Here is a 15,339-nt window from a genome sequence, read left to right as displayed (position 1 = left end):
TCTTAATTCAATATATCAATAAGTTCCAAGTTGCACTTTTTACGATATAGGTTTAATGATTTCATCATTTCAGATGATAAATCCAATCGGGTTTTGAGTTCAACAATCGTTTTTTCAGTCGTTGCATGTATGAGCCTGTGCACATCACGATGTAAAATACGGAGGTTGCTGAATTTATCGCTCCCTCCATTTTTCATCTGCTGGTAGTGGTGGCAATGGACTTCCTCTGCGTATAAGAACAATCCTGTAACTTCGCATCTGCCCATCTTCATACTGTATCTACTAATACGATTATCCATATATTCCACACTGCGACCATGTATGTTGGATTTCATGAGTTTAGAAATTTCTCTGAGAATATCCGGACTTAGCTCTTTGTGGATGATCCTTCTTCCTTCTTCGGTAAATGGACTAATGGACTGGTCGAAATTTGTGCTGATCTTCCATCTGATATCCGGAAGTGGAAAAAGGTAGACTCCGCATATCCTAAACGTTTTATAATTCTTACTATAAAATTTCGAGTAGGTTGGTGGCGGGATACACGGATATTCGTAAGTCGCGACTGAATTCAGACGATTAAAGGTGAACCGGCGTAGATCATGAGCAAGTCGTGAGAATTCGATGCTAACTTGCGTAGCTCGGCTAAAGTAGTTATGAATACCCAGGACGTAACTATTGAATAAGAGCGCATTTTGAGCAGTAGGTGACTGACGTATTTTCACGATACGCACTTTCGCTTCTTTCTTTATCTGCTGTTTTTTCCTGTCGCTTAGGCCCGTACGAGCAACTCTCTTAGGTCCTTTCGTTATCGCACGAATAGTAAATCCAAGAAATTCGGACGCTCGCCTTCTGAGGTTTACAATTTGCGATTTTTCCGGTGAGATTTCTAGTTTCAGACGGTCATATAGATAAAGCTTTACGGCATGAAACCACTTTTGGGCAGTTTTCCAGTCTCTACAAAGGATTTTAAAATCGTCGGCGTAACGGACAATGTACCCTTCCTTGAGATTGGTCCTTTTTAGGGCTGCACACTTCCCATCATTCCGTGCATATTTATGTCTAGAAGGAAACGTATCCCATTGCCCCGATACCCATTGATCCAGATCATGCAAAACAATGTTTGACAGGAGTGGCGATAATATCCCGCCTTGTGGTGTTCCCTTTTCAGGTATACCTTCGCCTTCAATCTCGGCTTTAAGCATTTTTCCTATGATCCGTAAAACTTTGCGATCTTGTATCCCCATATTCCATAGTTGTTTGATAAGTCTGGTATGGTTAACGTTATCAAAGAAACCTTTAATATCAATGTCCACAATAAAGTGAAAACGATTGAAATTAATAAGGTGTTGTACCCGGGCTACAGCGTGGTGGGTAGTACGCATCGGTCTGAATCCGTAGCTGTGTTTATAGAATTGGGCTTCAGCAATGGGTTCAAGTATCTGTTTGAAGCATTGCTGGATGATTCGGTCAACTATACTCGGAATACCTAATGGTCTTTGTTTGCCGTTTGGTTTGGGGATGAAGACTCTTCTCACTTTCTTAGGACGATAGTTCAATAGTTTCCCAGTGATAAGCTCTACTAATTCTTCTTCGGATGCCGTTTTAATATCGTCAATAGTTCTGCCGTCTGTACCTGCTGTTTTGGAACCTTTATTTGATTTAACTGTGCGGTAGGCCAGAAGAATATTTTCCCTAGAAGTGATCATATCGTAGAGATTCGTGAATATTTCCTTGTTTTGTGCTCTTCCATACAGTTCACTAAAGATTCCGGTCATGCCGTAATAATCCCAGTATCGTACCGCCGACATTGTGGTATCCCTCCCAACGGAGTAATATTCCCACGTTCTTACCCGATCGATGTCGTTCACTTTTGGAAAATTGAATTTGAATTAATAAGACTTGGGGCTGTTCCTCCAAACCCATTACAGGTGCTTCATTGGTCGTGCCCCTACTCTCACAGGGGTAAATACATTTCGAATAAGAACCCTTATAGTAACCGTCTTGGTTGGCAGACCATGAGACAACGCCCCCTGCTTTCCTTGTTCCTAGTGGCCTAGCTATCCATTCAAAACCTTAGGTGCTGCCTTTAAGCCTGCGAGTTCGATACTGCCATAGTTCAGTATAGCGAGTTTCCTATCTTTTATATTGTACTCTTCGCCGCTCACCTAGTATTTACTAGCCCACCAGTTTCCTAGCGGTCCTATTATAGACCTGTACATTCGGCAGTTCGTCAGACATGCGTGTCATTCTCACCATAGCTTGTTTTTCAGCCATCCGGCATATCGGCTAACATACCTTCTCTTGCGAGTGGCTCTAGTTCTCCTTCTGCCGCCTTCACCTGGCTCCATACGGTATATGCTGCCTAATACCGCATGCAGGAGTATTAATGAGGTCGTTTTGGGATACATGGTTCCCTCATTCCAACCTTCGGTCACTAAGTTAGATGCTTTGCATCCTTACGTTTCCCACACATGATGGTTATAGTAAAACAAGTCGCACAAAAGAAATAGACCGCCCTCACCAAGGAATCGGTCTATTTCTTAACTGATATTCCGAAAGCCACCGCCCTTAAAAGCGGCTATTGCTCCGAGAGTCGTGTTTGCAGCACGGCTCTCTTTGTATTCTACGTTTTTTCTGCCTTTACTATACCACAAATCATTTCATAAAGTAAGAAAATGTATGAAGTTATCTATTGAAATACCCATCGTACTCCTTAAGAGCCTACGGTGATTGCTTCTCTCTTCAGGCCCTCCCGAAGCTCCATCAGCAGCTTCCCCAGCATATTGCCGCCCTGCCCGTTCCCGCCGTCTCCCCAGTAGGCATCATTCGAGGTATGCTCAACAAGTGTGCAATCTCCGGTGGAGAGTAGAATGGACTTGATTACAGGATGCTGTTCTACCTTGGCTATGAGCGCTTCCGTCATCACCTGCACCTTGCACTCCTCCCAATCCGGGCGCAGCGGCCGGTTCCGCTCCCGTCCCATCCTGGCTGCTATCATAGGCGTACTGGCGAGCCGGATTTCCTCTTCATGCCCGGTTCCTGCGAACTTCTGCGCCTGAAAATAATGCTCCGATGTTGCCCACTCTTTGCCCTTCAACAGAATCGGATACTTCGCAAAATTAGAAAAACAGCCGTAAGGCTTATCCGTCTCATAGAAACGTATCACACGCGCCTCTGGCTTAGCCGATAACCATTCCTTCCTATGTTCATCGTGCAGCTTCTGGATGTGTTCCTGGTTGTCCATGGCAGGCCTGGCCTCCTTGTGTTTTTACTTGATCCGTGAATTGAAAATCACATAATCCGGCGCTGTGGGCACATTAATCGTGAATGACAAAGCTCCTGCCTTAGGAGTCGCCTGCGAAGGGCCGGGAAGCTGTCGGACAACGGCCTGTCCTTGGCCGTTCACAGCGATGAATTCCAAGCTGGAAGCGCCCTTGGGAATGACAGACCCAGAGGCATTAAGCACGCTGAGACTTAGCCGGAAGCCCTTCCCGTCAGCAGATTGCGTAAGCAGTGTAGGGTAAAAGGGATTCTGGTGCTCCCCAGGCACATCTCCAAACGAAGTTACACTCTGCCAAGACTTCGGCTGCGGCAACTCCATATCTCCCCGGCCCTGCACTATCAGTACATGGCGGGTAAGCGCGTTATACATGTTCTCCCATTTCAGCTTTTTCAGCCCGGTGAGGATCGGGTTCATCGGCGCAAACAGCACACCATCCCTCAACTGCGGGGACACTCCAAGCGCTATTTTACTTCCATCTCTGGTTACCGCCGTGGCCTGACCCGCCCGCAGTTTCCCCACACTCTCGCCAAGAAGTGAGATCGTGGAGCTTTTGGTGGCGGCGTCATAGGTCAGCTGTGCACCCAGCGCACCTGCGAACGCACGGACAGGTATCATTAACTTACCCTCCTGGATATAGGGTGCCAGCTTGCCTGGAAACAGCACATACTGGTTATTAATCAGCAGCGGCCTGATCTGGTTCCCCACTACCGGTGCAGCCTGCGCTGAAGCCCCCGTATGTAGGAGTGGCAACAGGCCAGCGCATAGCAGCATAATTAAGGTTTTCATAGCGAACCGAAAGAATGGACGTTGGCGATGATTCATAATTCATCTCTCCTTTTTTTCAAATGAATCGAAAGGTCTACGCTTCTCCACGTCTCTTTCAAATATTCCTAACCTCCACCACCCGACCCAAATCCACATACTCCTCATGATCCAGCCTCACCTGCACCCGGCCCTTGCGGCGCTTCTCCCGCCATTCGTGCAGCCCGGTCTCGGTATCCAGACGAAGCTCGGCAATCTCTAAGGCCCGGTCCAGAATGTACTTGCTGGTATGCAGCACCGTATAGATTCCTTGTCCCCCAAGAGAGATCGGGTCAGCTAACCTCTTCCATTCTTCAATGGTGAACCGGACATACAAGTCCTCTTCTGTACCCGGCCGGCAAGGAACCTCGGTAATCTCCTTACGCCGCAGCACCTTCCAATCGGCCACCTTGCCTACCCAGTGAATGCCTGTTTTGGCTGGATCAATGAATTTCTTACGGGATTGGCACATCGCGATGTATTCGATCTGAGTCAGCAGCTTCTGGCTGGCAAGATTCTTAAGCGGCATATGATAAAAAGCGTTCCGCAACGCTACCCCCACCTGCTCCGGCCCCCGCACCGATCCAACCAGCACATTCTTGCCCGCCAGCTTATCGGCATAATACTCCTTCGTGCCGCGCGGGCGTGTGGAGCGTTCGTAGGCCTTTTCCGGGCTGTCACGGATGATCTCCTCCAGGAATTGCTCCACCAGACCGGTGGCATTCGGCAGGAACGGAAAAGCACCGATGTTGAGCAGCTCAATGCTCCGGTAGAACGGGTGGCTCTTGAACCGCTCCTCGTCCGGATAAGGGAATAACACATACGCCCCGAACATGCTGCGCTCATACTCCCCGGAGCTCTGCTCCTGATACACAATCGCATCCCGGTAGCGGTGCATCGTATTGATGTCGTCCTCCTCCGGCCCGGGCTGCTTGTATCTTTTCTCATAGGGCGTGCCTGGATAGGCAGGATTCAAGCGGTATTTAGCGTCAAAAACATACTTATACTCCTTCACCTGACCCGCATCCTTCTTCTTCAAGGTGAGTACATTATCCGGCCGCTGGCTCAGTGTCGGCGTCTGATCCGTGCCCGGAATCGCGTTATAATACAGGATGAATTGCTCCCCGTTCACCGGGTTCTCATAGATCATCCTGGCGCTCTGCGAACGGTCCAGCGTAACGAAGATCCCGCTCCGGTTCACCCGGATGATATTCTGCTTCACCAGCTTATACTTCTGCCCCAGCAGCTGATTCAGCTTCAGGAAGCACCAATATTCATAGAGCTGCGCGACATCCTTCATGGATAGCCGGAGAAGATCGCTTTGGATCGACAGGCCTTTGAGCAGCATGAGATAGAAGCGGTAGACCTCACGGTATCCAGGGGCCATCTGCAGCACCAGTGTAACGGACATCTGCTTCATCACACCCGCCTCACGCACAAAATCCATCTGCAGCACCCGGTCAATCTGCTTCAGCATCGAATCCAATCTTGCCATCAGCAAGGGGTCTGAGGTTCGGCTGTTCTCTCTCCAGCGGAGCTTAAGCTCCTTCAGCTTCCCGCGAACCCGTTCCAGCATCCAGCGGACGAAGCGGTTCTCATTCGTATCATAGGCGAGGCGCCTGCGCGTCTCCATTAAGTGTGTGGCCGTGTAGCTGCGGTTACCGATCGTCAGGAACCCGTGCTTCGCATCCTCCCTTAACCGTTCAGGGTGCTTGGCGAGCTCGCGGATGTTCTCTCTTCCTGCTTGCTTGACCCGGCCCGCATCCATGAGCCTTCGTTCCTGGAGCAGCGCATAGTGAGGGTTCTTGTTGATCCGCTCAACCGCATCCAGCAGCTGCCTTAAGATGTGCTGGAGGATCGTGAAGAATTCCGTCAGGCTCTGATGCGGGGTCTCCCGCAGCCCCGTGAGCTGGTAGGTCCGGCGCAGGAAGTCGAAGGCCAGATTATAGATCTGTGCATTGACTTCATGCAGAATGTTCTGGTAGTCCAGCTTGTAATCCATTTTCGAGGGGAAAATCTCCATCTCCACCCGCAGCAGCATCCTCCCCGCTACCCGAAGCTCCCATTCCGTCAGCCCGACCTCATTCCTGAAGTTCAGCACGCCCGCCAGAATCGAGTCCCCCAGCGGCTTCACCGCCTGCCGGAGCAGCACATTCTCATGATAGAACGTAAGACTCTCCACGTGCTTATGCTGAACCACCAGCTCGTAAGACTGCGTCTCATAAAAGCAAGGAAAAGCCGTCTCCCCCGGCACCCACTCCACCAGCCCATACGCTTCCGGCGAGAACACCTTAATCTGCACCTCACCCAGCCGCTCCGAGCAAGTGATGCCAAGCGTGGCCTCTACCCACTCCTGCTCAGTAGAACGATGCAATTGCAACGTCTCCACCGTAGGATGATAGGGCTTCCCCTGGAGATACAGCGTGAACAGCTCCGTCTCCACCCGCAGCAATTCTACCGCCTGATCACGAGAGCCAGTATGAGGTGAATCCATCTTCCTCCAGCCTCCTAAGCATGTACGCCAATTTGCGGGCGCTCTGCGGATGCTTCAGCCCAGGCGGAGTCTTCCCGCCAGTCCATGCCAGATAGAGAGACGACGCATCCTCCATGAGCGATTCCATATTGAACGTTAAGCTCGTCCCATTGCCGATGGCCTCCTTGATCAGGCTCAGCAGGACCCGGCGCACCGAGGAATGACTGCCTTGAATGCGCGGGAGAATCTTTTGCAGCAGCTGCCAGTCGAACGCCTCTTCCTCATCCATCAGGCCATACCGCTCGTTATAGATCATATAAAAGCAAACCGTATCCCGCACCCGGAACCCCACATGAGCATGAATATCCTCCAACAGCGCGTTGATCTTCACCAGCCTCCCGGTCGTCCGCACCACAAGCTCCTGATAAGGCTCGTAGGCATCGGCCAGCTTCAGATAATCCGAACGGACGAACAGATGATTCAGCTCCGCCAGCGCAGCGGGAACGTCTGCCTCCTGAGCCGCCTCTTGCGGGTACTGCTGCAGATTGATGTAATTGAACTCCAGAGTGCTTGCGCGGTCGAGAACTTTTTTGCTAAAAGGATGCGTAGTCTCGTCCATATTCACCGTCCCGATCAGGAACACATTCTCCGGGATGCCCAGGCCTCCATAGGTCGCTCGATCCTCAGGTGTACCCAGCAAGGCACGCGAGATCAGCTCCTGCGTCTGAATCTCACTCTCCCGCCACTCCTGCGTCTCCAGCACACTTAACAGATCACTGAAATAATGCTCCACCCGGGCCAGGTTCATCTCATCCAGGCATATAAAATAAGGCTTATGCCGATTCTCCGGCTGCCGCGCCTCCACGAACACCTGCATCACCGGCCCCGGCTGGAACCTGCCCGCCAGATCCTTATACCCCAGCAGATCCGCAGGATCACTCCAATCCGGCCGCACCGGAATCAGCCTGAACCGCCCATTATCCCGCGTCGCTCCCAGCGCCTCCGCGAACAGCTTCACCAGCCTCGTCTTCCCCGTCCCCGAGATCCCCGCCAGAATCACAAGCGGCTTCGCCTTCAGCGACAGGTAGAAGTTCTCGATCAGATGCTCCGGGAAAAAGAAGCCTTGGCGGCGGATGTGGGATTGGATGTGGTGGAGGATATTTAGGACTAGTCCGTCTTCCAGCGGCTCAGCTTCTTGTGGCAATGGATCCACTTCCTCGTCATTAGGTTCATCATCACTTGCAGCGATTACCTTTTCAACATATAGACGGTAATCGTCAATTAAATTCCCAAGATCCTGAATCAGCTGTTCATCATTCGGTACATTACCTCTATTGTATTTAATGTAAGCAATGGTCGATACCTGATAATCTTGACCAAGGCCACTGTCTACAAGGTGAATGTTCTCATCCTTGTTCATATTATTCAGTGGAAGAAGGTCTAGAATCCACTCTTTGCGGTCTCTCAGATAAGCGTAGCCTTCCCTGCGTCCATTTTCTTGAATTGGCTTTGTTACACCCTGATTAAACGTAAGATATACAGTACTCATGTCCTCAGCAAATAGATACACAATATATACCCCATGCTGAGTTGTTTCCGTTATCCGTTTATCCAGAACTGCCAGCCAGGGTATCGTTGCCCAATTCCCTTGTCCAATTGATCCTTGAACTTTATATTGATCATCTATGAAAGGTAACGTTTTAAGCTCTGAAGGCAGGGTCTGGCGAAACAACGTACCCAGTGAATGGCCTGCGAAAGCTTCCATTTTAGCAGCCGTGTATTCGCTCATAATCTTCTCTAGATAACTTTGTAAAGAGAAGTGCTGTAACGCTGCATTATAGGATTGAAGTTCTTCGCGCGCAAGCCACTCTAACTGCGAAAGCCCCTCCTCTCCAAGCTGTCTGTGAAGCTGAGTATGAAACCCGATAGTATTATCCTTCAAATCCACAAACAAAATATGCGAAAGTGCATTAACAGGACTGTTAATGATATCTTTCAACCGACTGTTAGATGCTTCGCTCCATAACTTCTTCCCTTGTGGCAAATCAACCCGACTTCCTTTGTCTTGTTCAGCTATGAAATAGTTATGAAATCGCTTTTTAACGCGATCGTAAGACACTCGCTCACGCTTGGACGCTCTAAGCTCTTCAATTAAGGATAGGATTAGGACCATCTTATATGACTTTTGCTTACGCTTAAAAATCTGTGTGAATGTTTCGGGTAGTGGCATGGAGTCCTCCAGGATCGATAATGATTTTAGTAGTCTAGGATTACTTAAGAAGAAGGACCGTCTCATGGACAGCCCTAAGAAAAAATTCAAACTTATAACGGCCAATATATCTTCCTTAACGGTATTAAAGTCCGTGTCTCTGAATCAAATTGATCATAATATTGCGTTACTAACTCCGCTAGTAGATCTAAGTCTATTAACGATAAAGGGATATTAGATCGTTCTGCTTCATATTTGGCATCTTTGGTAAATCCACCAGTAGATACATAAATCCCCCGATCCCCTACTCTTAATCCTCCGGTAAAACTACGTATGTGACTAGATCCCATACTACCTGAACGGTGCTTTACCTCCACTATAATTCTGGGTTCTTCGAGTCCTAGACCATCTGGAGATGCAAAAATATCTCTTCCTCGATCCGGCCCTTTAGGTGAGATTCGCGTCTTGTACCCCATTCCTCGGAGTATGCCTGCCACGAGCTCTTGCATTTGCTCCCAGTCTAACTTAGCAATCTTATCCTTGATAAACTCGTTGGACTTCTCAATGACATCGTCCTTGATGATCTCTAACTCTTCAGCTTCCTCCTCTGTCTCTGCCTTCACAGGCTCTATTGTTTGATCTGATGAATTAACAACTGCCTGACCAGCTGCCATTTGCTTGAGCAATTCCTTCTGAACTTCATTAGGTATAGCAATAATAGTCATAATAGAACCAAGCGTATTCCGAGCACTGGCTGACAAAACATCTCTAGATACCGTCCCCTCCCAATTTACTCTGCGAATTTGCGGCTTATCCGTAATATAATCAGGTTTATATTCATAATTTGAAACAACTCTTCCTATGTAATAAAGACGCTCTTCCGGATGATAAGTGATTACAAGATCATCTATTTTAAAATCACTCACAAACCGAAAAATCTGGCCCGCAGTTATATTAATCTTACCTTCTTTATATTCAGGATACGCTAACTTCAAAAGCCTCTTCACTTCTTGCAAAGTCTTCACTGTACTGATATTCCCCAATAGGGCCCAACCTATCGCGATCGCTTGCTTTTCTTTGAATTCGTCAATAAGGTATGCTTTTTCCCCCGCTCTTACAAGCCACATATTCCCCATAGTTAACACCCCTCTATAAAAGTAATGATTTCAATAATTCTTGCTCCCTTTTATTCTCTGTACATGAAGTTTACGCATCTCAACATCGGTGATATTAGCCTGATCCAGATGATCATATATGGTTTGGATCTGCCCCGCCGAAATAGAAGGTTTAAAATATCCTGCCTTCAGGCTGATCAGCTTCCTTGAGATAAATTCACTTAATTCCACGTCATAGACAACCAGTTCGTCCGAGTGGATCTTTCGCAGCTCCGGGTCAATGCTGAACCTACATCTCATCGTGAATGAAATCATAGAGATGTATTTTACAGCGGCCACATCTTTCAGCAGACTCTCAATGGCCTTGATATGCCCATAGTTCTGCTTCAGCGGGTTATACATCTTGTACCGGTTACTCACTGACCATTGCTGATCTGTCCGTCCACCTTTAATTTCTCCATTGTAGTTCTTCGTCTCAATAACGAATACACAATATGGAGATATGACAACATGATCAATCTGAGCATAGCCAGTTCTAGATTTTGGATTAAGGAGCAGCAGATCGCTTAGTGATCTACAGTCCTTTGGAAGCTGGTCAAGCTGAATGTTAATTTTATGCTCGCCTAGCTCGCCAATTCGAGTAGGTGCAACCTTGGGCTTAGCCTTAGTAGCATGTCCCTTATGTACAGCCTGTTGCGGCTTAGGGTCTGATTTTCGGAAGATTGCCCTTAGTGCTTCAAACATAGCCCAACCTCATATCCTCTGGATTTACAATATGTATGTTAATTCGACAATATGGGAAGGATTCCCTTCCAAAAAGGGCATAAGAAAAGGACTGTCGCGTGGACAGCCCAAACGTGAATATGTTTATGTTGTCTATTGTGCTTACTCCGAGAGAGCAGAAGGAGCATTAAAGGAATGTGCAAGTTGCATTCCATCCTTCAGTCCCTGTAGATATAAGCGTTCATAAATAACGGATTGCTTTACCTGGAGTTTATTCTCCCAATCCTCAAATTTGGGCATACGTGCGATATCTAAGGAGTCGAACAACGCCTGAAACGCCTCACTTTCCTCTTCAAAAGCTTGTCTAGGCTCGGACTCATATTCTATTTGTGCAGTCACCTCATTTAATCGACCCTGAATTGTTTGTATAAACCACGCTGGAAAACTCACCACATCTCCCCCTGGATAGAAGTTTAAACGCAAAGCCTCTGTATATCCGTTCCTTTCTTGATACATCTGATTAATAAGTTCATCCACCTTGCGACTCTGAGCTTGAATCGTCTCATTAGTGCTTAACGGAATTCCTTGCTCCAGCAGTTCCTGCCCGAGTTCGTTCAGCCTACGCTTCTCCTCCTCATACTTGTGCATCAGATTGTGCATTGCACCCTCACCTTTCTGGCAAAGCTATGGTTGTAGACGATGTATGGAATTTTAATGCGATTATCGGTTTATTTTATTTTAATCCGATATACGCATTAAAACAACTCCTACCTCGCATACAATTTGGTTAATATTGTGAGGTGACACGGAAATGAGACATCGCAAAGAGCCCCCAGGTGATAAAAACATCATCGGGAGCCGAGTCGTAGCAATTCGCAAAGCTAAGAAAATGAAGCAAAAGGATTTCCTTGCCCGCTTACAAACCTTTGGTTTGGACATTAGTCCAACTAGTTTATCAAGATTGGAAGGCCAGCATAGGCTTGTCCAGGATTATGAGGTGGTGGCTATAGCGAAAGCGTTGGAGGTTTCTGTTGGGGAGTTGCTGGGGGAGAAAGAGTAAATTCAAAAAATTCGACTTTTAAAACTTGAGACTACTAATAAAAATGGAGGAGCGATAGTACTCCTCTCTAGCCTCTAAATTAGATAAAATCATGACCTATATACTCAGCAATAGTAAATATGGGATTTATGATCTGGTTCTGAGACGACGCCTGTTTCACTAACTATTTGGCCTTCAATTATATGGCCTCTTTTCTTAAACAAAACAATATTTTTCTTAGCCTTTTGAATCTGATCTAAATCTGTAAACACCGAGATTGCACAAGCTTCACAATTCTTTATCTGGAGGGTAACGGAGATTTTCCACTTTATGACTATAAAAATCCTTATCTGATGGAGGATTGTTTAATGTTAATCTGTAAACTGGGTCTACATTTTTTGATTTCACACTTTCAGGAGGGCAAGACACCGGATAGTGGCCCCCCAATAACTATTATTACCACCTTAAAAAATATTTCCCTCTCCCATTTATACTTAACCAACAGAAAAAACATTAGAATTACAAGAAAAATTCCCCACTTAATCTTAACCTGCGATAAATATATTCGTAAATAAAAAATCGCCATACTCCACTAATAAGTCGGAGTACGGCGATAATTTATAGATATCTATCCCTTCACAATCTCCATCAACTTCTCATAGTTATTAACCACATCGTATTTCAACTGATCTGAATTCAGTTTGGCAAAATGCCTCCGTGCGCATTCAATTTTCGCCTTCTCAACTTCACGCAATTCCATTGAGTCCAAAGAGCCTTTTGTCTCAGCAATAAAATAGATATATTTGACGTCACCTTCTTTGAATACAATTGCCCAGTCCGGATTGTAGTTGCCGACTGGAGTCGGGATGTAGAAACCCCGCGGCAGCTTGGCATATATGTTCACTTCCTTGCTCGTATCCAGCTCTTTCGCGAAAGCTCGCTCAACTTTGGAGTCCGTCACCACATAGTCGTAGATGTGCTTCTCAACCGCTATCGCGTTTTGTCCAAGCTGTCCCTTAAGAGTGTTCTTCGTGAACACATCGTTATCAAATGTATCATTGATTACATCATACGTAATGGATTCTATAATCGTCGTCGCCTTCTGTTCATTGATCAGTCTGGATGCTCGGAGTATAAACTCCTCGGGATTCTTCTGGAACTGCATGAACTTAGCTTGCTTGATGCCTTTCATAATGGACACAATTGTCTTTCTGGTAAGCTTCGTCTCATCCATCAGCTTGCCGATCAAGTCGTACTTGATCTTCGATACCGCAGCTTGGTGAACATAATCCGCATCCGTCTCTCGAATTTTGAAAGCTTCGCCCTGCTTCAATTGTTCACGGGATTCGATCTCATTCATTTCCCCATGCTTGATAGAATAACGAATGGAAGGCACGTCCAAGCTCATATCAATCGTCATGATGCTTTTCCGCACCAATTCTTCCGAATCGAACTGAACCGTATAAACCGATCTCTTATTAATCCGGTTCCACAACTCCTCAAATTCTTTCTTGTAAAAGTTGCTGTTCACCGTGATGTTAGGAACGGTATTCTTCCTATCATCGTTCGTCATATCCGACTTGCCTTCAACGTAGATTGATTTAACCAGTTCAATAAGCTGCTCTTGATGTGCATTCAGCTCGTCAGGTAGTTTGACGTTTTGTTCTTCTACAGCAGCAAAATAAGCATCCGTCAGATTGTAGTCATCATCGGTATATCCATTTCGAATGAACGCGTTTTGCAGCTTGTTTGCGAGCCTCTCATCGATCTTTAACTGTTCGCCGCAGGCATTCACTAGGACTTTTTCTAAAAAGAAGCCACTGTCCGCCATACGTGGTCGATCCGACAATGTCGCGGCAATCTCGTTCTGGAGTTGTTTGGCAAATTGCTCATAGGATTCGCTTGCGACAACGGTTAGTGCATTGATCTCGTGAACGTCAATACCTGGAATACTGGAATCTATCCGTTCACCATACTTGTTCACGCAGAGTCGTAATCCGCGTCCAACTTCCTGACGCTTCTTGATCGTAGAATCACTGTGCTTGAGCGTACAAATCTGGAATACGTTCGGGTTGTCCCAGCCTTCCTTCAACGCCGAGTGAGAGAAGATAAATCGCGTTGGTTCTTCAAAGCTAAGAAGTTGCTCCTTCTGTCGCATAATCAGGTCGTATGCATCCGCATCATCAGAATCGCTTTCTCTGGCAGACACCTTGGAATCAACGAACCGATTGCTCTTTTTGTCGATGGAGAAGTACCCTTTATGCGTATCTTTTACGCGAATGGTATTCAAATATTGAACATATGGATCATCTGCAAACAATGATTGTTGTTCGTTCAGGAGTTCCATGTACTCTTCTTCAAAAACGTCCGCATAATTGCCGTTCAGTTCGTTGCCGTCTTTATCGTATTGTCGATACTTGGAAACTTCGTCGATAAAGAAGAGCGAGAGCACTTTAATTCCTTTATAAAACAACACTCGCTCCTTCTCGTAGTGTGATTTCAGCGTCTCCCGAATCTGGATTCGCCGGAAATGAAGCTCGCTTACATCACCTTGCACATCTCCGGCGAACAACGTGATTCCATTAATAAAGCTGACACTGCTATTCTGGCCATTGATCTCGGATACTTTGTAACCTCTATACTGTTCCAAGTTCTCGGACAATTGATAGAGGTCGTCGCCTGTGACGATCTTTTTGGATACTTTGGTTAATCCCGTTTTGGTGCGTTTTTCATACTCAAGCCGCGCTACAGGAGCATGCTTATTGCTGACATCAACACCTTCGAGATACACGTAGCTGTTCGTTCCACTTGATCCTTTGACCGAGATGCCTTTCACGCTGATCTTCTTGACCAGCTTCATGTTGTAGGCATCCAGTGCATCAAGGCGATAGACTTTGTTGTAGTCTTCACGATGAGTTGCCGAATATCGCAGTGTAAATAACGCCTTGAAATCCTTCAATGCCTCTTTCGTCTTCTGACCTTCAACCGATTGCGGCTCGTCGATGATGAGTATAGGATTGGTGCTGGCGATTACATCAATCGGTCGTCGGGATTGAAAGTCATCCAGTTCCATTGTAATTCTTCTTGCATCTTTACCTCTCGCATTAAACGCCTGGGCGTTAATAATCATAACGTTAATGCCAGCGTCACTTGCAAATTTATCGATATGAGGCAGGTCCTTGGAATTATAAACGAAGTAACGTGCCTTCGATCCATACTCCGCCATGAAGTGGTCTTCAGTAATCTTAAATGTCTTTAGAACCCCTTCGCGAATCGCAATCGACGGAACAACGATAATGAATTTGCTCCAACCGTACTTTTTGTACAACTCAAACATCGTCCGAATATACGCATAGGTTTTACCCGTGCCGGTTTCCATTTCAACCGTCAGATTGTACTTGCCCTCAAGCCGCTCCGATAATTTCAATCCATTGTGACGTTGCATCGCTTGAATATTGTCCAGGACTTCCTGTTCGACTAGCTTGATGGGGTTGTTTTTGAATCCATACTCCGAATCATAGCCGCTTGTTTGTCGAAAGAGATCGCCGATTTCCACACTCTTTTGTCGCCGACCTTTATCAAGCGTGAAGCGAGAGGATTCGTTGGGCTGCCCTTGAAATACGTCAACAATGCTCTTTATTGCATCCAATTGAAACTGCTGTTGTTTAAATTTAATCTTCATCGCTGCTCACCTTC

10 protein-coding genes are annotated in these 15,339 nt (G+C 46.7%); 1 reads left to right on the top strand and 9 read right to left on the bottom strand.

Going from position 1 to position 15,339, the window contains the following annotated elements; translation table 11 throughout:
• Positions 1 to 2: 2 nt before the first annotated feature.
• The 8 genes from ltrA to NSS83_RS23700 all read right to left on the bottom strand — a co-directional run bounded on the left by ltrA (position 3) and on the right by NSS83_RS23700 (position 11,264).
• On the bottom strand, positions 3 to 1,808 hold the full coding sequence (gene ltrA, locus NSS83_RS23735; RefSeq protein ID WP_341184092.1) for a group II intron reverse transcriptase/maturase: 1,806 nt from the start codon (positions 1,806 to 1,808) through the stop codon (positions 3 to 5).
• A 905-nt stretch (positions 1,809 to 2,713) separates the two neighbouring features.
• The gene (locus NSS83_RS23730; RefSeq protein WP_341346620.1) at positions 2,714 to 3,244 is read right to left on the bottom strand and encodes an NADAR family protein; all 531 of its coding nucleotides are present in this window, start codon (positions 3,242 to 3,244) and stop codon (positions 2,714 to 2,716) included.
• A gap of 24 nt (positions 3,245 to 3,268) precedes the next feature.
• Entirely contained in the window at positions 3,269 to 4,105 is an 837-nt protein-coding gene (locus NSS83_RS23725; RefSeq protein ID WP_341346619.1) for a copper amine oxidase N-terminal domain-containing protein, read from the bottom strand.
• 58 nt (positions 4,106 to 4,163) lie between these two features.
• Complete coding sequence (locus NSS83_RS23720; RefSeq protein WP_341346618.1) at positions 4,164 to 6,578, bottom strand: restriction endonuclease-like protein; 2,415 nt, start codon at positions 6,576 to 6,578, stop codon at positions 4,164 to 4,166.
• A complete protein-coding gene (locus NSS83_RS23715; protein ID WP_341346617.1) occupies positions 6,550 to 8,346 on the bottom strand; it encodes a DUF3578 domain-containing protein in 1,797 nt (598 codons plus the stop codon). The genes NSS83_RS23720 and NSS83_RS23715 overlap by 29 nt, the downstream gene beginning before the upstream one ends.
• A 533-nt stretch (positions 8,347 to 8,879) precedes the next feature.
• Entirely contained in the window at positions 8,880 to 9,902 is a 1,023-nt protein-coding gene (locus tag NSS83_RS23710) for a restriction endonuclease (protein ID WP_341346616.1), read from the bottom strand.
• A 30-nt stretch (positions 9,903 to 9,932) separates the two neighbouring features.
• Positions 9,933 to 10,625 carry a nuclease-related domain-containing protein gene (locus tag NSS83_RS23705; protein ID WP_341346615.1) on the bottom strand — a complete coding sequence of 231 codons (693 nt, stop codon included), beginning with the start codon at positions 10,623 to 10,625 and terminating at the stop codon, positions 9,933 to 9,935.
• A 141-nt stretch (positions 10,626 to 10,766) separates the two neighbouring features.
• Positions 10,767 to 11,264 (bottom strand): hypothetical protein, encoded by a 498-nt coding sequence (locus NSS83_RS23700; protein ID WP_341346614.1) that lies wholly within the window; start codon positions 11,262 to 11,264, stop codon positions 10,767 to 10,769.
• 151 nt (positions 11,265 to 11,415) lie between these two features.
• On the opposite strand from NSS83_RS23700, the gene NSS83_RS23695 reads away from it, so the two are divergent.
• Entirely contained in the window at positions 11,416 to 11,664 is a 249-nt protein-coding gene (locus NSS83_RS23695; protein ID WP_341346613.1) for a helix-turn-helix transcriptional regulator, read from the top strand.
• A 607-nt stretch (positions 11,665 to 12,271) separates the two neighbouring features.
• Here NSS83_RS23695 and NSS83_RS23690 read toward each other — a convergent pair.
• Entirely contained in the window at positions 12,272 to 15,325 is a 3,054-nt protein-coding gene (locus tag NSS83_RS23690) for a DEAD/DEAH box helicase family protein (protein WP_341346612.1), read from the bottom strand.
• Positions 15,326 to 15,339: the final 14 nt, after the last annotated feature.

Source organism: Paenibacillus sp. FSL H3-0469 (genome assembly GCF_038051945.1).
In the GTDB taxonomy this organism is placed as follows: Bacteria; Bacillota; Bacilli; order Paenibacillales; family Paenibacillaceae; genus Paenibacillus_AQ.
This window is presented reverse-complemented; position numbering and strand designations above follow the sequence as displayed.

Excerpts from the sequence above, each read along its gene's own strand:
- ltrA (WP_341184092.1), bottom strand. The coding sequence starts at position 1,808 with ATGTCGGCGGTACGATACTGGGATTATTACGGCATGACCGGAATCTTT.
- NSS83_RS23730 (WP_341346620.1), bottom strand. The coding sequence starts at position 3,244 with ATGGACAACCAGGAACACATCCAGAAGCTGCACGATGAACATAGGAAG.
- NSS83_RS23725 (WP_341346619.1), bottom strand. The coding sequence starts at position 4,105 with ATGAATCATCGCCAACGTCCATTCTTTCGGTTCGCTATGAAAACCTTA.
- NSS83_RS23720 (WP_341346618.1), bottom strand. The coding sequence starts at position 6,578 with ATGGATTCACCTCATACTGGCTCTCGTGATCAGGCGGTAGAATTGCTG.
- NSS83_RS23715 (WP_341346617.1), bottom strand. The coding sequence starts at position 8,346 with ATGAGCGAATACACGGCTGCTAAAATGGAAGCTTTCGCAGGCCATTCA.
- NSS83_RS23710 (WP_341346616.1), bottom strand. The coding sequence starts at position 9,902 with ATGGGGAATATGTGGCTTGTAAGAGCGGGGGAAAAAGCATACCTTATT.
- NSS83_RS23705 (WP_341346615.1), bottom strand. The coding sequence starts at position 10,625 with ATGTTTGAAGCACTAAGGGCAATCTTCCGAAAATCAGACCCTAAGCCG.
- NSS83_RS23700 (WP_341346614.1), bottom strand. The coding sequence starts at position 11,264 with ATGCACAATCTGATGCACAAGTATGAGGAGGAGAAGCGTAGGCTGAAC.
- NSS83_RS23695 (WP_341346613.1), top strand. The coding sequence starts at position 11,416 with ATGAGACATCGCAAAGAGCCCCCAGGTGATAAAAACATCATCGGGAGC.
- NSS83_RS23690 (WP_341346612.1), bottom strand. The coding sequence starts at position 15,325 with ATGAAGATTAAATTTAAACAACAGCAGTTTCAATTGGATGCAATAAAG.